Source organism: Marispirochaeta aestuarii (assembly GCF_002087085.1).
GTDB classification, from domain to species: Bacteria; Spirochaetota; Spirochaetia; order JC444; family Marispirochaetaceae; genus Marispirochaeta; species Marispirochaeta aestuarii.
In genome coordinates this window covers 169,055-192,503 of record NZ_MWQY01000003.1, presented here as the reverse complement: position 1 = coordinate 192,503, position 23,449 = coordinate 169,055, and the positions used below count along the sequence as shown (strand labels likewise).

Annotated in this window: 19 protein-coding genes; 17 read left to right on the top strand and 2 right to left on the bottom strand. The window is 52.7% G+C overall.

Annotated elements, in window-relative coordinates:
• The first annotated feature begins 50 nt into the window (after positions 1-50).
• The 17 genes from B4O97_RS03885 to B4O97_RS03805 all read left to right on the top strand — a co-directional run bounded on the left by B4O97_RS03885 (position 51) and on the right by B4O97_RS03805 (position 21,486).
• A complete protein-coding gene (locus B4O97_RS03885) occupies positions 51-992 on the top strand; it encodes a PhoH family protein (RefSeq protein WP_233142892.1) in 942 nt (313 codons plus the stop codon).
• Positions 976-3,198 carry an HD family phosphohydrolase gene (locus tag B4O97_RS03880; RefSeq protein WP_083048517.1) on the top strand — a complete coding sequence of 741 codons (2,223 nt, stop codon included), beginning with the start codon at positions 976-978 and terminating at the stop codon, positions 3,196-3,198. Before B4O97_RS03885 ends, B4O97_RS03880 begins: the two co-directional genes overlap by 17 nt.
• Positions 3,195-3,650, top strand: coding sequence for an rRNA maturation RNase YbeY (ybeY, locus tag B4O97_RS03875; protein ID WP_083048515.1), 456 nt, complete (start codon positions 3,195-3,197; stop codon positions 3,648-3,650). Before B4O97_RS03880 ends, ybeY begins: the two co-directional genes overlap by 4 nt.
• Before the next feature lie 23 nt (positions 3,651-3,673).
• Complete coding sequence (locus B4O97_RS03870; protein WP_233142897.1) at positions 3,674-4,453, top strand: hemolysin family protein; 780 nt, start codon at positions 3,674-3,676, stop codon at positions 4,451-4,453.
• The gene (locus B4O97_RS03865) at positions 4,446-6,413 is read left to right on the top strand and encodes a tetratricopeptide repeat protein (protein WP_158084141.1); all 1,968 of its coding nucleotides are present in this window, start codon (positions 4,446-4,448) and stop codon (positions 6,411-6,413) included. The genes B4O97_RS03870 and B4O97_RS03865 overlap by 8 nt, the downstream gene beginning before the upstream one ends.
• 103 nt (positions 6,414-6,516) lie before the next feature.
• On the top strand, positions 6,517-7,518 hold the full coding sequence (gene gap, locus B4O97_RS03860; protein ID WP_083048511.1) for a type I glyceraldehyde-3-phosphate dehydrogenase: 1,002 nt from the start codon (positions 6,517-6,519) through the stop codon (positions 7,516-7,518).
• 27 nt (positions 7,519-7,545) lie between these two features.
• Positions 7,546-8,727, top strand: coding sequence for a phosphoglycerate kinase (locus tag B4O97_RS03855; protein WP_083048509.1), 1,182 nt, complete (start codon positions 7,546-7,548; stop codon positions 8,725-8,727).
• A gap of 80 nt (positions 8,728-8,807) precedes the next feature.
• Complete coding sequence (gene tpiA, locus B4O97_RS03850) at positions 8,808-9,560, top strand: triose-phosphate isomerase (protein ID WP_083048507.1); 753 nt, start codon at positions 8,808-8,810, stop codon at positions 9,558-9,560.
• 12 nt (positions 9,561-9,572) lie between these two features.
• Positions 9,573-9,920: a preprotein translocase subunit SecG gene (gene secG / locus B4O97_RS03845; protein ID WP_083048505.1), complete on the top strand. Its 348-nt coding sequence runs from the start codon at positions 9,573-9,575 to the stop codon at positions 9,918-9,920.
• A gap of 39 nt (positions 9,921-9,959) precedes the next feature.
• A complete protein-coding gene (locus B4O97_RS03840; RefSeq protein ID WP_096348836.1) occupies positions 9,960-10,373 on the top strand; it encodes a hypothetical protein in 414 nt (137 codons plus the stop codon).
• A 9-nt stretch (positions 10,374-10,382) separates the two neighbouring features.
• On the top strand, positions 10,383-11,456 hold the full coding sequence (locus tag B4O97_RS03835; protein WP_083048504.1) for a peptidylprolyl isomerase: 1,074 nt from the start codon (positions 10,383-10,385) through the stop codon (positions 11,454-11,456).
• A 3-nt stretch (positions 11,457-11,459) separates the two neighbouring features.
• Complete coding sequence (gene nusB / locus B4O97_RS03830; protein WP_083048502.1) at positions 11,460-11,885, top strand: transcription antitermination factor NusB; 426 nt, start codon at positions 11,460-11,462, stop codon at positions 11,883-11,885.
• On the top strand, positions 11,872-13,506 hold the full coding sequence (locus B4O97_RS03825) for a tetratricopeptide repeat protein (protein WP_083048500.1): 1,635 nt from the start codon (positions 11,872-11,874) through the stop codon (positions 13,504-13,506). Before nusB ends, B4O97_RS03825 begins: the two co-directional genes overlap by 14 nt.
• A 19-nt stretch (positions 13,507-13,525) precedes the next feature.
• Complete coding sequence (gene map, locus B4O97_RS03820) at positions 13,526-14,278, top strand: type I methionyl aminopeptidase (protein WP_083048498.1); 753 nt, start codon at positions 13,526-13,528, stop codon at positions 14,276-14,278.
• Between the two features lie 58 nt (positions 14,279-14,336).
• Positions 14,337-15,737, top strand: coding sequence for a Do family serine endopeptidase (locus B4O97_RS03815; protein WP_158084140.1), 1,401 nt, complete (start codon positions 14,337-14,339; stop codon positions 15,735-15,737).
• Positions 15,738-15,757: 20 nt separating this feature from the next.
• Positions 15,758-16,375: a phosphoribosyltransferase gene (locus B4O97_RS03810; RefSeq protein ID WP_083048494.1), complete on the top strand. Its 618-nt coding sequence runs from the start codon at positions 15,758-15,760 to the stop codon at positions 16,373-16,375.
• Positions 16,372-21,486, top strand: a complete 5,115-nt coding sequence (locus B4O97_RS03805; RefSeq protein ID WP_083048492.1) for a chitobiase/beta-hexosaminidase C-terminal domain-containing protein — start codon at positions 16,372-16,374, stop codon at positions 21,484-21,486. Before B4O97_RS03810 ends, B4O97_RS03805 begins: the two co-directional genes overlap by 4 nt.
• 9 nt (positions 21,487-21,495) lie before the next feature.
• Here the strand turns inward: B4O97_RS03805 and B4O97_RS03800 are convergent, their stop codons facing one another.
• A complete protein-coding gene (locus B4O97_RS03800) occupies positions 21,496-22,599 on the bottom strand; it encodes a hypothetical protein (protein WP_083048491.1) in 1,104 nt (367 codons plus the stop codon).
• Between the two features lie 19 nt (positions 22,600-22,618).
• Positions 22,619-23,266: a TP0733 family outer membrane beta-barrel protein gene (locus B4O97_RS03795; protein WP_083048489.1), complete on the bottom strand. Its 648-nt coding sequence runs from the start codon at positions 23,264-23,266 to the stop codon at positions 22,619-22,621.
• Between the last annotated feature and the right edge of the window lie 183 nt (positions 23,267-23,449).

Below are 23,449 nucleotides of genomic sequence, written 5' to 3'. Positions count from 1 at the left end.
ACCTTAATGGAAGAGCGCCATTACACTACGTAGACGCAGTGAAAGACGACGTGACTATAGTATTAGAGGATAATACGATCCTGCATGATCTTTGCGGGGTCAACGACCGGAACCTCCGGTATATTGAAGGCGTATTGGGTTCCCGTGTCCATACCAGGGGAAATCAGCTCGTTCTGGATTCACCGAAATCCCAGGACCAGAGGGTCTTCCGGGAGCTTATCGGGGAACTTCAGACTCATTTGAAGAACGGTCATGCCCCGGACAGGGACCTCATCCACGGTATTTACCGTTCCCTGCACGAGGGCAACGACACCGAACTGGCCCTGCTCAGGCGGACTGTTCTTAATGTTCCCGGCAGCTCCACCAAGGTTTTCCCCCGGGGTACCAACCAGGCATCCTATATCGAATCCATGACCGGGAAGGATATTGTATTCGGAGTAGGGCCTGCGGGTACCGGCAAGACCTTTCTTGCCATCGCCTACGCCCTCCAGGAGATTCTGAGCAAGCGGATGCGAAAGCTCGTTCTTACCCGTCCTGTTGTAGAGGCGGGAGAGAGCCTGGGCTTTCTTCCCGGTGATCTCGCTCAGAAGATAAATCCCTATCTGCGGCCCCTCTACGACGCCATGGATATTCTGGTGCCCTATGAAACGGTGAGCCGTCTTGAGGAAAACCGCATAATCGAGATCGCTCCCCTGGCATATATGAGGGGAAGAAGCCTCTCCAACGCTTTCATCATCCTCGATGAGGCCCAGAATACCACGGTGGAGCAGATGAAGATGTTCCTTACGCGGCTGGGGGAAGGATCAAAGGCGGTAATCACCGGTGATATTACCCAGATAGATCTTCCCGTCAAAAAGAAGTCGGGACTTGTCGACGCGGTCAATGTGCTTGCCGGTATCGATGAGATCGCTTTTTCCTATTTTACCGCCCATGATGTGGTTCGGCATCCGGTGGTGAAAAAGATAATTCAGGCTTATGAAACGCAAGGCTAAAACCGGCTTTACCGCCGGTATCGAAAACTATTTTCCCTCATCCATGCCCCGGCGAAGACGGAGGTTTCTTCTTGTAGTATCGAGTTTTCTGATCCTCTACGTTTTCCTTTTTATCAGCACCCAGGCCGGCGGTTTCTTTACCCGGGCCCGATTGTCGGATTATGAGGCGGGAAAGGTCGCGGAGAACGACCTTATCCTGGACCGCGAAATATCTTATATCGATCAGGAAGCAACGGACCTGAAGATTGCAGCCAGGGTTCAGCTTGTCCGGCCCATATTCGAGGTGGAAGAGGATATTACCCAGCGGAGTCTCTCCCTTTTACGGGGATTTGTTGAAACCGTGGAGAGTACCGTTTCCCAGCGCTTACCCGAAGAGACTGCCATTCTGCAGATCGAGGCTGAGTATCCCGGACTGTTTACCTCGGATCAGATCAGGGACATCCTCATGGTGGCCCGCAGTCCCTTTGATCTTGGAATCTGCGAAGATCTTCTGCGCAGAATTCTTCGTTTCGGCCTGGTGCGATTCCCGGATCAGTGGGACCAGAAGGAATCCATCATCGATATCTGGCGCTGGCGGAACGGCAGCCGGGAACACGAGGAAGTCCCTCTTTCGGAGCTTTATACCACTGAAAATCTGGAGGACCGGGTCAGGGAGGACCTTGCCGACCTGGGGGTCTCCGCAGGATTCATACCCATCTATACAAATCTTCTCCAGGTTTTCGCCGCAGCAAACACCTTTTACGATCCTGACCAGACAGCACGCAACCGCGAACGGGCCCGCCAGGAGCTTAGCCCGGTGGTGGTCCGGCTCGATCCCGGTGAGCGTATTGTCCGCAAGGGTTTTATCGTTACCGAGGACGACATGGAGAAGATCCTGGCCATCGGAAACTCCTCGGCACGTTTCAATCTTCAGGGCATGCTGGGCATCGGTTTTTTCATGATCGCCCTCTACCTGCTCACATTCTGGCTTCTCAGCAGTCGTTACGCGGGTGTCCGGCTAAAGGAGAGCCAGTTATATTTTATCTTATCCGTTTCCGTTATCTATCTGGTTGCCGCGGTACTGATTTCGGAACTGGCTCCTGTTCCGTCATGGCTCCCGATTTCAGTATTCTTTCCCACGGCCCTGGTAACCATGCTGCTTGCTCTTCTTGTTTCTCCCCGTGTCGCGGTGAATCTCGGACTGGTTCTCTCCATAAGTCTTCTTCTTATCAACCGGTCAAATCCCTTTGAGCTTGTTTTTGCCTTCTTTTCCGGAGTTGCCGCAGCTATTGTGGTCCTTGGGGCGGACAAACGTTTTGAACTGGTCCGTTCCACCCTCTATCTGGTTCTTGCCCATATCGGCATTGCTGCGGTAATCGGTTTTCTCGGCCGGCTTCAGCCCGGGCAGTTCATGTCTCTCGCAGGTTTTGCCGTACTGAACAGCCTGTTCTGCTCGATACTGAATATTGGATTACTGCCTTTTTTCGAGCATATCCTGAATATTCCCACATCCTTTCGCCTCATAGAACTGTCAGACCTGAATACGCCCCTTTTCCGCAGGATGCTCACCCTGGCGCCGGGAACCTACAGCCACAGTGTCAGCGTGGCAAACCTTGCCGAGTCCGCAGCGCGGGAGATCGGCGCGAACTCTCTTCTTGCCCGGGTAGGAGCCTATTATCATGACATCGGCAAGATTGACCAGTCCGAATATTTTGTGGAGAACCAGCCGGATAACGACAACAAGCATAACGAGCTGAAACCCAGTCTTTCCGCCGCTGTCATTAAATCTCATGTTAAGATAGGTATAGAGAAGGCCCGGGAACTGAAACTCCCGGAGGAGGTAATCGAAATAGTGGCCCAGCACCACGGCAGCGGTCTTATCAACTATTTTTACGTCGAAGCCCTGAAGTCCGACGGGGGTACCAAGCCGGAGGATTACTCATATAACGGCGTTCCCCCCGCATCCCGGGAAGCGGCTGTTGTCATGCTGGCGGATACCGTCGAGGCGGCTACCCGGACTCTGGCGAATCCCACGGTTGCGAAGCTGGATAAATTTATCTGGAAGCAGATAATGTCAAAGTTCGAGAACCATCAGCTTGATAACTGCGACCTGACCTTCAAGGACCTGGAAAAGATCAAGCGCACTTTTGTGCAGATTCTGGCGGGTCATTTCCATACCCGGATTGAGTATCCTGAACAGAAAGAAGGAAAAGAGGCTGTTCAATGAACCGTATAGAAATAACCCTTGAGAGGATTGAATTACCCGACTGGATCGAGGAGTATCGAGGTTTTATTTCCAGAGTCCTGGACTATCTGAAAATCGATAACTGGGAGATATCCGTACTTCTCTGCGACGGAGAGATGATCAAGCATCTGAACAAGAGCTATCGCAATAAAAACGAGGTTACCGATGTCCTCTCCTTTCCTCAGGGTGACAGTGAAATCGCATCCGGCGGGGAAGGTCCTGTCCCTGCGGGAGATATCGTGATTGCCGTAGACAGAATCGAGGAGCAGGCGATGGAGTACGGTGTCAGTTTTACAGAGGAACTCTCTCGTATGTCCATCCATGGTGTCCTGCATCTTGCGGGTCATCATCATGAAAGCAGCAGTGAGAGCGAACCTATGCTGAAGTTGCAGGAGAAGATACTTAGTCGGCTCATGGGGGAAGAAAAAAGTTGAAGAAACCTACCTTTTTTCAAAAGCTGTTTCAGGCGAATAAAGACGACGGGGACGAGTCGTATCACTCATTGAACATCGAAGAAAAGGACATGATTCGCGGTATCGTCGAACTTTCCGATACCACTGTCAAGGAGGTCATGGTTCCCCGAATAGACGTGGTCTTTGTTTCAGTGGATACCGGAGTTCCGGAACTGCTGGAAATCCTTACTGACTGCGGTCACTCCCGGGTCCCGGTGTATGAAGAGACGATTGACAATGTAATCGGGGTTCTCTACGCCAAGGATTTGCTCAAATACATGTTCAAACCTCAGGAAATAAATGTCCGTGCTCTGACCCGAAAAGGCTATTTTGTTCCCGAGAGCAAAAAACTCGACAGCCTGTTAAAGGAGTTCAAACGCCGCCGCGTGCATATCGCCGTGGCGGTGGATGAATACGGCGGTGTTTCAGGCATTGTCTGTATGGAGGACATAATCGAAGAGATCGTTGGAGAGATCCAGGACGAGTTCGATAATGAAGTTGAGGATATCCTGGAGATAGGCGAGGGGGTTTTTCTCTGTGACGCCCGGGTAAATCTTGAGGACCTGCAGGAGGAGACGGGCATCGGTCTTCCCCTGGATGATTTCGACACCCTGGGGGGATTTGTCTTTGATCTGATGGGAAAGATCCCCGTGAAGTTTGAAAAGGTCAGCTACCAGAACCTGAATTTCATTATCCAGGAGATGGACGGACATAAAATAAAGACGGTAAAAATAATCGATCAGAACAGGAAAAGCGAAACAAAGGGTGATGTTAAAGGTGAATAGGTTTTATTCCGCGATTCTGCTGTTTCTCTTCCTGTTCCCTCTCGGCGCCGAGGCCCCTCAGGTCGAGGCCTACAGGCGGGCAAGAAATCTGCAGGAGAACAGAAAATACTATCAGGCCGTGGAAGCCTATACCGAGCTTGTACGCAGGTATCCGGTCTATGCCGACCCCGTGATCGGCCTCGCGGAATCATTCTTCTTTCTTGGTGAGTATCAGGACGCCCTCCATTATATACAGGATGCCATCAGACTGCGCCGGGGGAGCACCTCTCTTCAGGTGCTCCATGGAAGGATTCTGGTGGGTCTGGGAAGATTCGACGAGGCCAGGAAGATTTTTTCCCAGGTTATCGAGGCGGAGCCCAACAATATGGAAGCCCTGCTGGGGCTGGCTGAACTGGACGTGGCTCAGGGGGAGGTGGGTAATGCACTGCAGACCTATGAGGACGCCCTTGCCCGGGTCCCCGGGGACAAGCGGATTATTCTGGGGCTTCTGCTTCTCTCCGATGAGCTGGAACGCCAGGAAGCTTCTCAAACCTACGTCTCCGCGGCGGTGCGGTATCATGGAGACAGTCCCGAGGTGCAGGTAGCTGTCGCCCGGCATTATATCAGGCGGGAGCGCTTTGACGATGCCCTCCATCATGCCCGTATCGCCGTCTCTCTTCAGCCGGACTATCAGCCTGCATTGCTTACAGCTGCCCGGGCTCTGCTGTTGAAAAATGAGTTTGACGAAGCGATCGAGTATCTTCTGAACGCCCTTAAAGTGGATCCTGCAGATGCCGGTACCCTCTATTCCCTGGGAATGGCATATGAAATGGCAGGTCGACCTGAGGAGGCGATCCGGAGTTATACCTCCGTGTTTCGCAGCCGCCGGGACGACGAACTGACCCGTTACGCCCTGGAATCCCTGGTCAGGCGCAGTACCCCCGGGGATCACCCGCTGCGGGAGACTCTGGCGGAGTATCATCTGAACAGGGGAATCGAGTTCGAATCCCGTTTTCTCATGGACAAGGCGGCACGGGAGTATCGTCTTGCAGTACAGCTGCAACCATCGGAGGCGCGTTACCGTATGCGGTATGCGGAGGTCTGGAAGACTCTTGGTTATTACGCAAAGTATCTCAGCTATCTTGAGGGAATCGTTGATGAAGGAACTCAGTCTGAGGATATCCTGGATGAACTGGAAATTCAGCGCAGTCTTCAGGAGGACGGGATTGCACAGTCCTGGGGGCTCGGGCAGTTCGAAATCGAACGGAACGAGTACCGCCTCGGGGTTTTCTATATTCCTTCGGAATCAACCATGGAAAAATATATGGGCGAAAGGATTGCCGCGGATCTTTTTGTGGACTTTCTGAGCTCAATGGAGAGGGTCGCCGTAACGGATCTCCGGGCCCGGATGGTATCTTCCTTTGCAGAGGCCTTCGGTATTGCGAGAGGCCGGGGAGATGAGTATTTCCTGCTTCTTTCCTTCGATGAAACCCGGCGCAGTTTTTCTGTATACGCGGACATGTATCTCGCTGTCAATGGTGCAGGAATGGAAGAACGGAAGGTATACAGAACCGGCAACGACAGGGTTAGCGATGCTCTTGACCGCGCCGTTCGGGGAATTCACGCTTCACTGCCCTTGCGGGGCAATCTTCTGCGACGGGAATTCGATGCCGGACTGCTTGATATCGGTGCCCTCGACGGCCTCGAGGAGGGAGACGAGCTTCTTATTTTTCCTCCCGAGGCTGTCAGCCTTCTGCGGGACCGTCTCGGATTCGCCTACAGTGAGGATGATATGGTGGGGCGTTTTACCGTTGATGGTATCGATGATCTCGTGGCGGAGGGGACGATCGAAGCCCTGGGATTCTTTGATTACATAAACGAGGGAGACATTCTGATCATGCCGGGAGAAGCTCCTCCGCCGGTACCGAAGAAAGACGATCAGAGGGAAGGGCTCTATCAGGAACTGCTTACAATACAATAAATTATATTTTCCAGTTTTATATCCCTTTCCCGGTTAATTGACACATGTTCGGGCTTTGTCATATATTGGTCACCAAAGGTAAATAATTTCCAGGAGGAATTGGATGAAGATTGCTATTAATGGTTTCGGACGAATTGGAAGGAATGTTTTCAAGGTTGCTTTTGAGCGTGACAACACTGAAGTTGTCGCAATTAACGACATTACTGATCCCAAGACCCTGGCACACCTGCTGAAATATGACTCAACTTTCGGTGTGTACAATAAAAAGATCGAGGTTAAGGAAGACGCTATCGTTGTAGACGGAAAGGAGATAAAGATCTTCGCCGTCCGCGAACCCGCAAACCTGCCCTGGGGCAAGTTGGGTGTCGATGTCGTTGTCGAGTCCACCGGTATCTTTACCACAGCAGAAGGCCCCCGGGGCGGCTACAAGGACCACATCAAAGCCGGCGCGAAGAAGGTCATCCTTACGGTTCCCGCCAAGGATACCATCGACAAGACCATTGTTCTCGGCGTTAACGACGATATGATCAGTGATGAGTACGTCGCATACTCCAACGCTTCCTGTACCACCAACTGTCTTGCCCCCCTTGCCAAGGTCCTGCATGACAATTTCGGTATTGTTCAGGGGCTCATGAACACAATTCATGCCTACACCAACGACCAGAATATTCTTGATCTTCCCCACAAGGATCTGCGCCGGGCCCGCGCCGCAGCGCTTTCAATCATTCCCACCACCACCGGTGCAGCAAAGGCTGTCGGTCTGGTAATCCCCGACCTGAACGGAAAGCTGAACGGTATGGCAATGCGGGTACCCACTCCCACCGGTTCTGTTGTAGACCTTACCGTGCAGCTTGAGAAGGATCCCAGCGTGGAAGAAGTGAATAAAGCTGTGGCAGAGGCCGCTAAGGGCCCGATGAAGGGAATTCTCGAGTACTGCGATGAACCCATCGTCTCCATGGATGTAAAGAGCAATCCCCACTCTTCAGTTTTCGATTCTCTCTGCACCATGAAACTCGGCAAGGGGTTTTTCAAGGTTGTTTCCTGGTACGACAACGAATGGGGATACTCCAACCGCGTAGTAGACCTTGCTGAGAAGATCGTATAATCAGCATAAATTTTAGAGGAATATTGTATGTCCCTTAAGACAGTTAAAGATATCGATCTGAAAAACAAACGGGTTCTGGTACGGGTTGATTTTAACGTCCCCTTGAAGGAGGGGACGATTACCGATGATACCCGTATCAAGGCAGCTCTGCCGACCCTGAAGTATATTCTCGAGCAGGAAGGGGCGTCACTAATACTCATGACCCATCTGGGGCGGCCCAAGGGTGCCCGGGAGCCGGCTTTCAGTCTGGCTCCCGTTGCTGTCCGGCTGGGCGAGCTTCTTGGAAAAGACGTAATCATGGCTCCCGACTGTATCGGCGCCGAGGTCGAAAAGCTTGCTTCCGGCCTCAAAGGCGGGGATGTCATGATGCTCGAGAATGTTCGCTTCTACGAGGGGGAGACCAAAAACGACCCCGGTTTCGCAGCGTCCCTGGCAAAACTGGGGGATGTATACGTGAACGATGCCTTCGGTACCGCTCACCGGGCACACGCTTCCACCGAAGGTGTTGCCCACCATCTGGAGGCGGCCGCAGGGTTTCTTATCGAAAAAGAGGTGAAGTTTTTTTCTCCACTTCTTGAGAATCCGGCTCGACCCTTCGTCGCGATCATCGGCGGCGCCAAGGTCTCCACGAAAATCGCTGTCCTCGAATCCCTGTTGCCGAAATGCACTACCCTGGTTATCGGGGGAGGCATGGCATACACCTTTCTGAAGGCCCAGGGCCACGAAATCGGCAAATCTCTTCTGGAAGAGGACTTCCTTGACACAGCCAGATCCCTCCTGAAAAAGGCGGATGAGGCGGGAGTCGAGGTGATTCTGCCCCTGGATCACGTTGTGGCCTCCGAATTCTCCGAGTCTGCAAAACCCGAACAGGTCGACGGAATTGACATTCCCCAGGGCAGAATCGGCATGGACGTGGGGCCGAAGACCCTGGCCGGAATCAGGACTGCCGTTGCTGCTGCCAAAAATGTAGTCTGGAACGGACCTCTGGGAGTCTTTGAGTTCGATGCCTTTGCCAGGGGAACCCTTGAAGTCGCCGGTTATGTCGCGGAGTGCCCGGGCACGACAGTTGTGGGCGGCGGAGATTCCGTAGCTGCGGTCAATAAATTCAATTTTGCCGATCGCATCGACCATGTTTCTACCGGAGGGGGAGCCTCGCTCGAATTCCTTGAAGGCAAAGCCCTCCCTGGAATAGTTGCATTAACACAATAAGCTGATAGAATAGTTCTGCGGTCCCCGGTCGTACAGGCCGGGGCTTTACAGTTCTGTTATACGAAAGACAAGGAAAAGACATGCGAAGATATTTTATTGCCGGCAACTGGAAGATGAACAAAACTGTTGCAGAGGCTCTCGAACTTGTGGAAGGGCTCAAGAAGGAGGTTTCCGGTGTCGCCCATCGTGTTATGGTGGCCCCTCCTTTTACCGCTCTTGATGCGGTGGCTAAGAGCCTGAAGGGTTCCGAAATAATCCTGGGTGCCCAGAATATGTCAGACCAGGAATCCGGCGCACACACGGGAGAAGTTTCCGTTCTTATGCTGAAGGATCTGGGAGTTGAGGTTGTTATCCTTGGACACTCGGAACGTCGTCTTATATACGGAGAAAGTGACGAATTCATCAATCGTAAAGTCCGCCTGGCTATTTCCCGGGGACTTGAAGTTATTCTCTGCGTGGGTGAGACCCTGGAACAGCGGGAAGCCGGAAAGGCCGAAGCAGTGGTGGAAGGGCAGCTCGCAGGCAGCCTCAAGGATGTAAGCGAAGCGGACCTGAAAAAGGTCACCATCGCCTATGAACCTGTCTGGGCCATCGGTACCGGAAAAACCGCTACCCCCGGGGATGCCGATGCTATTCACAAGGCCGTCCGAAAGAAGATAAGCGGGCTGTATTCTGCACAAGCAGCTGAGGATCTTGTCATTCAGTACGGCGGATCCGTTAAGCCTGATAATGCGAAAGAGTTGATGGGTATGGAAAATATCGACGGGGCCCTCGTCGGCGGAGCTGCCCTGAAGCTTGATTCGTTTGTTCCGATCGTAAAATTTGATGCCTAGGAGCACACAGCTATGGTAATTGTTTCTGTATTACTGATGATTCTGTTTGTCATCAGCGCCCTTTTGCTTATTTTTATTGTCCTTATCCAGGACGATCAGGGAGACGGACTGGGCGGAATGTTCGGCGGAGGAAGCTCCACGCCCTTTGGATCACGCTCCGGTAATATTCTTACCCGCTTTACATCCATTCTCGGTGTCATCTTCATGGGAAGTGCCTTTGCCCTCGCCTGGATAAACGTAAGTGACACTGAAGGCGACGTGGAAGGTGCAGCCCGAAGAATGGCAAATGATGCTGCGCAAACGGAATGGTGGAATCAGAATCCTGATCAGGGTGGAGCCAATCAGGACGCAGCCGAATAGTCCGGTGAGGCCCACGCCTTACTGGATAAAGGAGTTACAGTGAGAGCGGCGGTAGTCTATTTTCCAGGATCCAAAAAGAAGGAGATGACCGAGATCTCCCGGTCACTGGCCCGGGGGATTGAAAGCCAGGGGGTCTCCGTCGATTTGATCGATGGTGAACGGGATATCAATACAAAATTGACGATCTACAATTATATCGCCCTCGGAGCTGTCGGAACCACCCTTTTCGGCGGTAAGATTGATCCGTCCATCCCGCGATTCCTATCCAATTCCGGAATGGTTGCGGGTAAACGCAGTTTCGCCTTCCTGGCAAAAAAGGGTCTGCGGAACAGCAAGACCCTGAGGGTCCTCATGAAGGCCATGGAGCATGAGGGAATGTTCCTGAAACTCTCCGATGTATTCCGTATACCGGAAGAGGCCGAGGCCATCGGGAAGAAGCTGCACCTTGAGTAGGAGTCTGGGATGAAGAAAGTCGGATGCCTGTTTATCATTGTCCTGATATTTTTCTGCTCTCTGCAGATAACGGCTGCCCCCCTGGACGGACCTGCGGCGATGATAAATCTTATTCGCACCGAGGTCATAACGAAGGGACAGCTGCAGCAGCGGGTTGAAGAGACCGAAGAAGTCCGGGTTCAGGCCCGCCTCGGGATTCCTCCCCAGACAGAAAAACAGGTCCTGGATGCCATGATCGCAGAAATCCTCATTGAGCAGGCCGCTGAACGGGACGGAATAAACGTATCCGAGAGCGAAATATCCGCAGCGCTGAATAATCAGCGCAAGGGTGTGGAGTTGCAGCTGCAGCAGCGGGGACAGATGGGAGCATCAGAGCAGCTGTCTGAAAATCGCTTCCGGGAGCTTATGGAGCAGCAGACCCGGATGAGCTGGGTTGAGATCCGTGAGTCCATCCGCAAACAGCTGCTTCAGCAGAAATATGTAATGCAGACCCAGTCCGATGTCATTGATACTATCAGTCCTCCGGCGGAAAAAGATATTCAGGAGCGGTATAACAGAATAGCTACCCGCCTGGTCAATCCTGAAATTATCCGTTTCAGTCAGATTTTCATTTCCACGATGAACAAGAATGAAGCCGCTGTAGATGGTCTTCGCGAGAAGGCGGAGGATATCCATAAAAAGATCCGTCAGGGCGCCGATTTCAGTTCCCTGGTGAGCGAGTACACCGATGATGCAGGTTCACGATATTCCGGCGGTGATTTCGGATACCTGGCCCGGGATGACGCCAGGGCCGAAGCATATTTTGGAAAAGACTTCTTTGCCCGCCTCTTCAGTCTGGAAACGAATCAGGTTTCAGGTGTACTGCGTTCCAACATTGGTTTTCACATCGTTAAAATAACCGAACATCGGGATGCTAAGATTCTTTCCCTGAACGACCCCTTGAGTCCTACAAATCCAATGACCGTACGGGAATATATAAGCCGACTGATTATTAACGAAAAACAGCAACAGGCGCTTCACGATGCCTACAGTCGTGTTGTGAGTACCCTGCGAAGTGAAGCAGATATTCAGGTGTTCGAGTAGCTCATGGGATCACGTCGCAAGGGAAGGGTTTTGGCCTTTCAGGCCCTGTTCAGCTGGGACTTAAATCCTCAGACTCCGGAAGAGATCGCCACTTTCCCCTGGATAGATGAGGAGATGCGGGCCCGTTACGAGCAGGAAACCCTTGATTTCGCCCGTTTTATAGTTCTGGGAACCATTGAAAACCTCGACTTTATTGATGAGTGTATCTCCGGACATCTTGAGCACTGGGATTTCAAGCGCATCGGCAAGATAGATCTTGCAATACTGCGTATGAGTGCCTATGCTCTGAAATTTCAGCAGGATATACCCGCTACCGTTACCATCGATGAAGCCGTTGATATTGCGAAAATTTACGGCAGCGATGAATCCTACCGCTTTATAAACGGGGTGCTGGACGGAATACTGAAATCTCATCATGAAAAAAGATAAATGGGATATTTTACCGAAAATCCTTGTACTCCTTCTTGTTTCAATCCTTGCATACTCCTTCTATGATCACCGGCAGATCCTCTATCGGGATATTGAATTCAGGGACCTTCTAAGCGAATTCGACGGTCTCCTTGACTATGGCCGGGAAAGTGAGGCACTTGAAACACTGCGCCCCCTTTTACGGGTAGATCTATCGAGTTTTCAGTATCTCCAGATTCTAAAGAGAAGCCATCAGCTTGCCGTCAACGGCAGGGGTGTCTCCATTTTCACCGATTTTGCCCGCCGCGGGGCTGAACGTTTCCCCGGCAGGGAGGATCTCTGGTTTATCTACTGCAGGGCTCTTATAATGAAGGGTAATCCGGAACGGGCAGTGGAAATCAGCGAGGAAAAACTTGTTTCTCCCCGATTTCTGGGAATGAGGGCGGAGAGTCTGCTTTCATCGGGGATGGAAATTGACACGTATCTGGAAAAGCAGGCTGGGGAAAGCAGTTTCTCCAGCGGTGGACTCATCAAACTGCTCAACAGCAGAGACCCGCGATTGTTTTCCGCCGCCGGACGGGAGTGGAACTCTCCCGAACTGATCGCCGATGCAGCCCTGTTGTACGCAGAGGAGGGTTCCATCCCGGAGGCGAACAGGCTTCTGAAAAACTCAACGGAAAGCCGTTTTCCGGAGCTTTCTCTCCAGATCGCCTACGATGCAGCTGATCCCCAGTATGGACTGGTCCTTATACAGGAGATGATGGGGGAACAGGCACAGGAGGATCCGGGACTGAAACTATACCAGGCTGAATTCGCCATCGCCCTGGCACGGCAAAAAGAGGCCATGGAAATTTATCGGGATCTGATACAGAATACGCCCGAATACTCCGTCCTGCCCTACCTAAACATGGCTGTACTGGATAACTCTTCTGCGAAGGAGTATCTGAAAAAAGGTCTGGAAAAATTTCCCGAATCAAGGGTGCTGTTGGAAAGACTTGGTGAGCTTTATTACCGGGAAGGAGCTTTTGTCTCTGCTAAAGAGACCTTCACGCGGCTTCTTGATGTAGCAGAAGGACATCCCGAGGCACGGATTCGGCTTGCGGATCTCGAGCTGGGAGCCGGCTCTCAGGGAAGCACCGCCAGATTGTGGGACTCCTATCACGGAGAGCAGGGCGATTCTCTGGCTCTTTTTCTCGGATGGCGTCTTTTCGGTAATCGGGACCAGGAGGGGTTGCGGGTTCTTCTGACTATGCAAAAGCAGAGAAACGGACCTGATCAGGACCTGCTGGAGGGGCTCTATTTTTCCCTTACAGGCGATTTCGCCGGAGCTGCTGAAAAATTCGAAGCGGCATATCAGAAAAACAAGCACTGGGAGTATCTTTACGATGCCGGACGTCTGTACCTGGAAGCCGGAGAGGCAGAAAGGGCCCTGAATGCTTTCAGCAGAGCGGATGAGATATTTACGCTTCGTGAAGATTTATCAGCACAGAACCGGAGCATGGTCTGGCTTGGAATCGGCGAATCCCATATGGCCGCCGGGGACAGAAAGAATGCTGCAAATGCCCTTAGCTATGCCCTGGATCTCGATCCATCCAATTTACGCGCAACTCTGATGATCAATGCTCTGGGTAAAATGGAATAGAACACACTGAGGAGTATATATGATACGTTTGAAAAACCGGACCCAGCTGGAAGGAATACGACGATCCTGTCGTCTTCTGGCTGAGGTTTTTGATCTCCTGGAACCCCTTGTTGTACCGGGAATCAGTACAAAGGAACTCGATGAAGCCGCGGAAAAGGCAATCCGTGATGGCGGCGGAGAACCCGCCTTTCTGGGATACATGGGATACCCGGCCAGCATCTGTGCCTCCGTAAATGAAGTAGTTATACATGGTATACCCAACGGTACAAAACTAAAGGAAGGGGACATTATCAGTATTGATATGGGCATCAATCTTTCCGGATACTACAGTGACCGGGCTCTGACGCTGCCGGTGGGGAGAATTGATCAAAAGAAGCAGAAGCTCATGGATATAACCCGGGAGTGTCTCGATATCGCGATAAGTAAAGCAGTAGCGGGGAACCGGATAAAGGATATTTCACGGGCAGTATTCGAACATGCCGATTCAGCAGGATACGGGGTAGTGCGGGACTTCTGCGGTCATGGAACGGGTATTGAACTTCACGAGGAACCTCAGGTTCCGAATTACGTTGGCAGAGGGCCGAATCCCCGTTTAAAACCGGGAATGGTCATTGCCCTGGAACCCATGATCAACCAGGGAACTCATGAGGTCGTTATTCTGGATGATGATTGGACCGTGGTAACCGCAGACCGCAAACCCTCGGCCCATTTTGAACATACCGTTGCCATCCTCGAGGATGGAACGGAAATACTGACCCGTCCGCGGACTTGAGATTATGCATCACCTGTTCGACAATAGAAAGGAGCCCGCTGCGGCTGGGAGAAAAATAATGACAATTCGACCAAAGCAAATGATGCTGTTTTTTCTTATTGCTCTTGTATTCCTGATTTCAGGCTGTGCGGGATTGACCTCTCTTACGATCCAGAAGAATTTTCGTGACATCGCAGACAAAACCCTTCCAGTTGTGGTGCAGGTAAATACTGTGGACATCTTCTCCCAGGAAGTCCCTGATCTCGATGGCTGGGACTTTTTCTTCCCGGACCCCGACGGCGAAGGAGAGTCGGAAGAACGGGAGTTTCGTACCCAGGGTCTGGGGTCGGGGGTTATTGTCCGTCGTAATGGGGATACCTACTACGTTGTAACCAATAATCATGTGGTGGGTGAGGCTGACGAGGTAAGCATAACCCTGCACAACGGCAGAATCTATCCTGCAGACCTGATAGGAAAGGACCCCCGGAGGGACCTGGCTCTGGTTTCATTTTCGGCGCCTGGAGTGGATATTCAGGAGGCACGCCTTGGGGACTCCGATTCCCTGCGAATAGGCGACCTTGTTGTCGCCCTCGGCAACCCCTTCGGGTACAGCGGTACCGTTACCCAGGGAATCATATCCGGGCTGCACAGGTCCGGGCCTACGGATATAAGTGATTTTATACAGACCGATGCGTCCATAAACCAGGGGAACTCAGGCGGTGCCCTGGTGGATCTGAAGGGACGGGTAATAGGTATAAATACCTGGATAACGACCCCTACCGGCGGCAGTATCGGTCTTGGTTTCGCCATACCCATCAACAGTGCCAGAAACGTTATTGATCAGCTTATTGAAACCGGACAGGTCGCCTACGGCTGGCTGGGTGTCAGTATTACCGATACGAGTCACGATATCCTTGAAAGCATGAAGGAAGACGATGTTTCCGGTGCGGTGGTCACCAATATTTATGTCGACAGTCCGGCGGAGAAAGCCGGCATACGTCCCGGAGATATAATTCTGAACGTAGGTCGACGCCGGATTAAAAATGCCGACAACCTGATCCAGGCGGTAAGCGATCTGCCGGTCAGCCGCAACAGTGATTTTGTTATTCTGCGGGACGGTGAGTCCCTGGAAATCCCGGTGGCCATAGAGGAACGGGCCGATGATGATACAATTCGTGCCAGGTCGGACAAGTTCTGGCCCGGACTGCGTCTCTATCCCATTACCGATGCACTGCGGGAGGAGATGGAGAAGATCCCGGAAAGGGGAGTCTATGTGCTCGCCGTGGATAAGGGCACCCCGGGGGAGTCTGCCGGTCTTAAATCCGGCGACGTAATTACCCGTCTGGGGAAGACAGAGATAGATTCCCTGGATGCCTTCTACTCCTCCTTGAAACTGGCGGAAGACCAGGCGCTTGCTCTAAGTGTACACAGGGGCGGTGAAGATCTGGAGCTCATGATGGGCCCAATGAAACAGAACTGAAAAAAGAGACGGTAAAGGACATGAAAAAAGAGTTTCTGCCATATCAGACAATGCGGGACAATTCCATAAAGCTGGCCTATTCCATTTACAAGGACGGTTTTGTCCCCGATGTAATCTATGTATCCCTGCGGGGCGGAGCCTATCTTGGAAATATCATCAGTGAATATTTTAAAGCTATCCGCAGAAACGACAGGCCCGTATTCTATGCCGCCGTAGTCGCCCGCTCATATACGGATATACGTCAACAGGAGCGGGTTATGGTTGACGGATGGACCTACAATCCATCGTATCTGCGAAACGGGGATAAGGTTCTTCTCGTGGACGATATATTCGATTCCGGCCGCACGATAAACCATCTTTCTGAAATTATCATCGATAAAGGAATTCCCAGGGAAGACATCAAGATAGCCGTTCATGACTACAAGATCCTCGAGTATATCCCGGAGCAGAAGCGGCTTCCCCTTCAGCCTGATTACTACTGTCGCAAGCTGAGTATCAATGCTCCCGAGGAGGACTACTGGATCCATTACGCGAGTCACGAGCTGATCGGGCTCACCAGTGAAGAGAGGGAACGCTACTACTATGCCGGAAGTAACGATCCTCTTCTGCGGGAGGCCCTGGAGAGCGCGCTGGAATGAAAAAAACCCGGGAACTGTACATTCTGGTCTTCCTGCTGTTTTTCTGTTCCCTGCCTGAATTGAACGGGCAGTCAGTCCAGCTGTCGCATCCCCCGGGAGAATACAATCAGTCCGTTCTGCTTGAATTTAAAGACACAGGGGAAACACGGTTTTACTATCGTTTTACAGGTATTTCCCCTGATCATTTTGTTCCCTGCAGGTTCCCTCTCCGTCTCAGTGCCCTTCCGGGGGAGGAGCGAACGTATCGAATCGAGATCTCCGACCGGCCGGTCCAGGATGGAAACGAAAATCTCAGAGTATTCGAATACCATATAGATAAACGGATTCCTCCGGAACCGGAAATGGAACCGAAACCGGGAACCTATTCGGGACCTTTGAGCCTTTCTTTTCACACCAGGAAGGATGCGATTTTCTATTCCGTGGACGAACATATATCAGAAAAACCCCGTACCTGGCAGGGTGAAGATATCGTTCTGCAGCCAAGGATAAAGCCGTACAGGGTATCCGCGTATTCCAGAGATTCAGCAGGAAACCTGAGCAGACTTGTCCAGTGGGAATATGTGGTAAGTACAAAGCCCCGGGAATCCAGGTACTCCTTCGATATTCTCAGTCCCGCGGAAGGGGTCTATCGCAATCCGCAGTTTCTCTATGTTAAAAGCACAGGACTTTCCGACTTCGTTTATACCACCGACGGCAGGGATCCCCGACGCTCGGGAGAGAGTTTTTCCGGTGGAACCCTGCTGGAAGATGCCCGGGGAGACCTTACCCTGTCAGTCGCGGGCAGGCTTCCGGATGGAACATTTACAGAGGTGAAGACCGTAAAATTTTCGGTACAGGAAGACCGAAACCATGAGAGTCTTCCCGGACTTCCTGATTCAGGCGTATACCGGGAAGGACAGTCCCTCGATTTCAGTGCAAATCCTGTTTTTTATACCTTTGAAGAAAGAAGGCCCACCGGTGATGATCCTTCCATGGAAGGAGTGCTGACCCTGATGGCGCCCCCGGGGGGGGTGCACTATTACGGCCTGCGCTTTTTTCTCCAGGCTTCGGGGGACAAAACCGCACCACACTACCGTTACTTCTACGTTTTTGACACCCGCAAACCGGAAGCCCCTTCAATCAGCGTTTCCGGAACTGCACCCTATTCCGAAGCCCCGCTAATATCGATACTGGCCTCCGACCAGAGCAGAATCCATTACACCCTGGACGGTTCCGATCCCGATGCCGGCTCTCCCCTTTATAGCGGGCCTTTTACTCCGCCGCTGTCCGATACGGAAGGCAACCTGATGATAAAAGCGGCGGTGGTATCAACAGAGGGAATCAGCGGTCCGGTCTCCGGACGTCTTATTCCCTATGACCTTCTTCCTCCGGAACCGCCGGAGCTTATGGTGGGAGAACAGAAAAGGGACGGGGCGGTCCGCATCGAGGCCGCTGCAAAGGGCGACGCGCTGGTGGTTTTTGAATCCGGAGATGATGAGTCCTCCACCCGGGAGATTTCCGGGATTTCTCCGGTCTGGTCCGGAGAAGAACTGCATACCCCCTGGGGAATGAACTCCCGGCGGTTTTTTCGCTTCGCCTCCAGGGACGCTGCGGGAAACCTCTCCGCTCCGGTACAGATCCGGACGGAGATCCATCGTCTGCCGCCGCCTGTTCCTTCGATTTCCCTGGAAGGCGGGACGGTCCGTATTTCCGGAAGCGGTACTCTGTTCTATTCCCTGATTGAACCGGAGGGTAACCAACAGACTGCAGGTACCGGACAGGAGGAAGGGGAAGAGGAATTCTCCCTTTACGAGGAGTCTTTCGAGCTGAAAGGAGAGGCTGAACAACTGAAGCTGTACCGGATACGGGCCTTTGCAGAGGATGAATGGGGAAACAGAAGTGATATCGCCCGGTCAGACCTAAGGATTGATAAAAGGCTGCCTGAACTGCCCGGTATAATGGGTCTGGAGGATCGCCGGGTTTATAATGACCCGGTTCTCAATCCGGGATTCAGGAGCGAAGAGGATGACCTGGACGTCGTCTATTCCCTGGGAACCGATTCCCGGGAACCGCCGGACCCGGACATTAACTCGCCGCGGCTTCAGGATCTTGCAATTGCAACTGAAGAGGGCACCGAGGTCTATTATCAGCTTAAACTGCTTCCCGTTTTTCCGGAACGGGGCCGTACGGGACGCATTACTACTCTCAGGTTCGTTGTGGACAGAAAAGCACCGGAGATCCCGGAGATTTTCGGCATACCCGAATCCGGTATCAGTGCTGATGATGTTGTTCTGTCCCTTGGTGAACTGCCGGATGATGAGACCGCATATATTTTAATCGGCGGGGAGTCCGCTCCTCCCGGCGAATCTGATCCTCTGCTGTATGGCGATAAATACACCGGACCACGCCGGATCAGTCTTCAGGACGGTCTGGAAAGGACCTTTACCATTGCCTTGAGCATGATTGACGCTGCGGGAAACCGCAGGGACATGGAACCTTCTCTGCATCTGCGAATCGACCGTTTGGCGCCTCCTGAGCCTGCAAGCTCAGGTATTCCCCAGGGCCGGATAAGCAGTGCTCCCCTGCGGGTCGAGCTCAGGGCCCCTGAGAATGCAGGGATAGAATACCGCCTTATTACCGGGGATGATATATCCCGGGAAGGGATGATTCCTTTTGTTCCCTACCAGGATCCCCTCGAACTTTCCGGAACCGAAGGTGCACTTACCGTGTTTCAGCTTGAGTACCGCAGCTTTGACGAAGCCGGAAACAGATCCCTTAAAACTCCGCGTGAAGTCATCACCATCGACCGGCGTCCTGTACTGACTCCGGAGGAACCTCTGGTGGATTATAACGATTTCGAAGGTCCCGTACAGATCAGCTGGCCGGTACCTCCCGGTACAAGGCTGTTTTATCGTCTTGAGGAAGGGAGTGACTGGAGGGTCTATACATCGCCCCTGAGCCTTGATAGATCCCCGGGAGGCGGGACCTCTTCAGTTCAGTATTATCTTGAGAGCGAATCGGGGATCACCACTGCAGTCAGGACCATGAGGCTCAAATCTCCCGTCGGCGAAGGAGGGAGTGCTCTTATTCGGGGAGTGGAAAGGGGTGGTGTATACCCCGGCCGGCTTGTAGTCGAACCGGTGATTCCCGCTGATAAGGGCTTTGTGCGCTTTGAACTCGGTATCAATTCGGAAGCCGACGAGCTGGGACCGTATTCTCCTCTCATGGAGGACGAGATGGTTCTGAATGTGCCCGCCGGAATGGAGCGAAGGTTCTTCCTGCGGGCCGGTTTGTATCCCACCAGGGAGTCCCGGGTTCCTCAGGCGGAGGAATACCTGGATTTTACCATCGACCGTCTTGGACCCGGACTTCCTCATTTGGTGGAGGGAGGCTCCGGCGTTTCCGGTTTGCGGGAAAAAACGATTGAACTGGAGGCTGGAGGTAACAGGATACTCTACAGTCTTGACGGTGATGAGCCGCGAAGGGAATATACCGGAACCATCAAGCTCGATACCCGGGGAGAAGCAGGAAGCTCCGTTATTGTCAGGGCCGTTGCCCTTGACCGGGTGGGGAACCGGAGCAGGGAAGCTGAATGGACTGTACTGCTGGATCAAGACATAATTTATGTTGCCGAAAGCGGAAACGATTTATTTGAGGGAACCAGGCTGCGCCCCTTCAGGTCCCTGGAGAAGGCCCTTGAACGGGCTGTTTCTCTGAAGATGGGTACCATCTACATTGCAGAAGGCAGCTACACTGTTCAGCGCCCGCTTGTTGTAAGCGGGGATCTTGAACTGATCGGCGGTCTTGATCCTGAAGACTGGAAACCGAAAGGAAGAAGCACCATACAAAGCGGGGAGTACTTTCCTCAGGGAAGGGAGATTCTCGCGATAAACAGTGATTGCAGTATTCAGGGGTTCCTTTTCAGCGATCCCCGGGGAAGGGCGGGCCTTCCCATGACTGTCGGGAAGGTCGATGTTCGTCTTCGGGATATCGATACAACAGCGGGGAGCGTATTTGATTATTTGCTTCGTCAGGAGGGAGGCGTCATAACTATCACGGATACCGTGATCTATCGCGGAGGTCGACGCGGTATACTCCAGAGCGTCGGAGGTAGTATTAACATCGAAGGTTCTACTCTCACGCTTACCGAGGATGTCTCCGGAGACTGGACGGCGGTGAGTATGAAAGGGGGAAGCCTTACTCTGCAGGAAAGTACCATACGGCCCGGAAAGGGCTCCCGTACAGCCTCTGTGAATGGGGAAGATGCCTATATACGCCTGCGGGGAGCGGAACTGTATTCCGGTTCAGGCAGCAGGTCTGCCGTCGCTCTGCAGCTGGTAAGGGGCCAGGTGCATATTACCGGTGGCAGTATACATGCCGTCGGTGCCCAGACGCCGATTGCCGTACGTGCTGACTCTTCCCGGCTGGAAATCCGGGAGACGCAGATAATACTGGGTGGACAGAACGGTAATACCGCTCTTGTCCTGGCTGACAGCCAGATGACGATGCGCCACTGCAATGTAAGTACGGAGGAGAAAGCCGGTTTCAGCTTCATGCTGCGTCAACGGAAAGGATCCAGTGACCTGCTCAACTGTACAGCTTCGCTTTCCGCCAGGGGGGAGCCGGTTCTCATCGATCTGGAAGGCGGACGCCTGAGCATGGTTCATTCAAGTCTGCTGGTTTCGTCCTCCCGGGAGCGTCCCTCCGGTATAATAAGCCGCAGCGGCGCCCAGCTGTTTATGACAAACAGCATTGTTTCCAACAGCCGGGGACCTTCCGGAACCGCCTTGCGGGGAGAAAAGAACGATGCCTGGAGTATCAGAAACTGCAACTTCGGAGACTGGGCCCGCACGGCGGAGTACGGCGGAAGTCCGGTCCCCGACCCGGCGGCACTGAACAGTCTCGATGGGGATCCCCTGGGCGGCTGGATAGACGGAAATATCGGGGAGGCTCCCGGGGACAGCTTTGCCGATGAAGGCTACCGTTTACGGGAAAACTCGGCCTGTGTGGATGCGGGTATCGAGAGCGGAATCGGGCTGCCGGATCTGGAGGGACAAAAAAGGCCCAATCCCGCCCACGGAATCAGGCCCTTTCCGGATATCGGGGCCGACGAGTTCTACGCCGCGCCCTGATTCCCCTTTTTATTCCCTGGACCAGGTACCGGCGGTGTTTCTCCAGAGACCGTTGCCGGAGGTCATGGCAAAGAAGATGTTTCCGGGGCCGTCAAAGAGTCCCTGAACAACCGCGGATGACAGGTCGGTAATCTCGTATTTCGACGCGGACTCGATGGTGGCGGATTCCCCGGTAAAGCTATTACCATCGCTGCTTTCGTAATAGCCATTCTCCGTACCTATAAGCAGGTAGTCTGATCCTCCGAAGGTGACATCCTCAAAATCGTTGGGGTCGTCGCCGACGGAGTCAACAAAATCCCAATCGTCTACTCCGTTCCACTTGTATACGTAGCCGGAACCGTTGATGGACTGGCTTCCGGCGGAGAGAAAAAGGGAAGAGAGGAGGGGGGAATAGTGAAGTTTCCGCAGGTAACGATTCGGCCAAACCGATTCATTGAAAGTAACGTCGGTTCCGCTATAGACCTTCGCTGATGTTATAAAGAAGAAGTCTCCGGCAGGAATTGCATCCAGATCCCTGATGGGCTTATTGGACGAGACAAAAGGCGAACCGCCGACAGTTACCTGGGAAAAACCTGAGGAGAGGTTGGAAGCATCATCTGCATGATACAACCTGTAGTTGTAGATCTTGTCGGTTTCGTTGGCGGTCTCCTGTGTGGCAACGTACAGTTCGTTTTCAGCAAACCACAGCCGGTAAGGTCGTCCTACCCAGACTACAATAGGCTTCTGCCAGTCAGTGCCGTCCCAGGAATACAGGGCTGAACGGTCTCCGTCGCTGTTTTCCAGTATGACGTAGAGGGTGTCCGTACCGTTACTCGCTACCTGCCAGGTGTATTTCCAGCCCGAGGGCAGGGACAGATCCGACCACTCCTGGGACGGGGTTAAAGAGTCCCATCGGTAAAGGCCTCCGCCTGCCAGATAATACATACTGTCCGAACTGGTTGTGGCATAACTGAAAGCCGTCAGGTAGTCCGGCAGGGAGCGGTTTTTTATCTCCTCTTCTATCTCGATGGAGTAGAAGATCCCGGCCCCTCCGTCGGTACAGGAGGTAAAAATCATCAGGATCAGAAGAAAAAGGGGTATGATCTTTCTGCATTTCCGTATACTTCGCATCATGGTTGTCAGCGTCCTCAGGTCAGAAGTGATAGGTGGCCGAAAGGGAAATGTCCAGGAAGTTCCCGAAGCGGCTCTTGGCGGTATCCTCGTGGCTCGGCCCGTACCACATGGGTACCCACCACCAGGTGGCGTTGATTCCGAATCCCCAGGAGGAGTTCATGTTCCAGGTCGCCCCCGCCCCGGGCATGATAGTGGGGCCGTAGAAGGTCTCGGATTCAAGACGGCTGATGCAGAGACCAGCATGAACGTAGAGGGGAAACTCAAAGGGATAGGAGTCCGTAATATAATAGGTTAGCTTCCCGGTTATGGGAAACATGGAGAGAAGCCTGTCATTGGGAGTATAGGCGAACATTCCCTTCAGGCTCAGGCCCAGGGTCATGTTTGAGTTGATAAAGCTGGAGTATTCGATGCTTCCCGTTCCTCCAAGGCTCAGGTTGGCCGGGGCGGTGGAAAAATCTCCGGGTCTTCTGTAATAGAGGGGAATGAACAGGCCGGCGGTTATGTTGAACACCTGGTCACCCAGCTCGTATACGCTGCGGTAATACTCGGCATTGCCGTTCTCTTCACCTTCTACAGAGCCATCGCCGGGCATTTCGGAGTTCTGGGAATAAACCGGTATGAGAAGTAACAGAATCAGAAGTACAAAAAATAGTCGACGGCGGTCCAAGGGTCACCTCGCTGTACAAAAAACTTGAAAGATACCACGTAAAGTTCACAAATAGTATCACCCCGATGGGCTTTTATCAACAGATGGGGCCAAACAGCAGCATAAACGATTCCCGTATCGTACGGGAAGCAGTTCGTTGCCCTTTGATTGATTATATGCAGCTTTTATGGTAAACAGGGTATC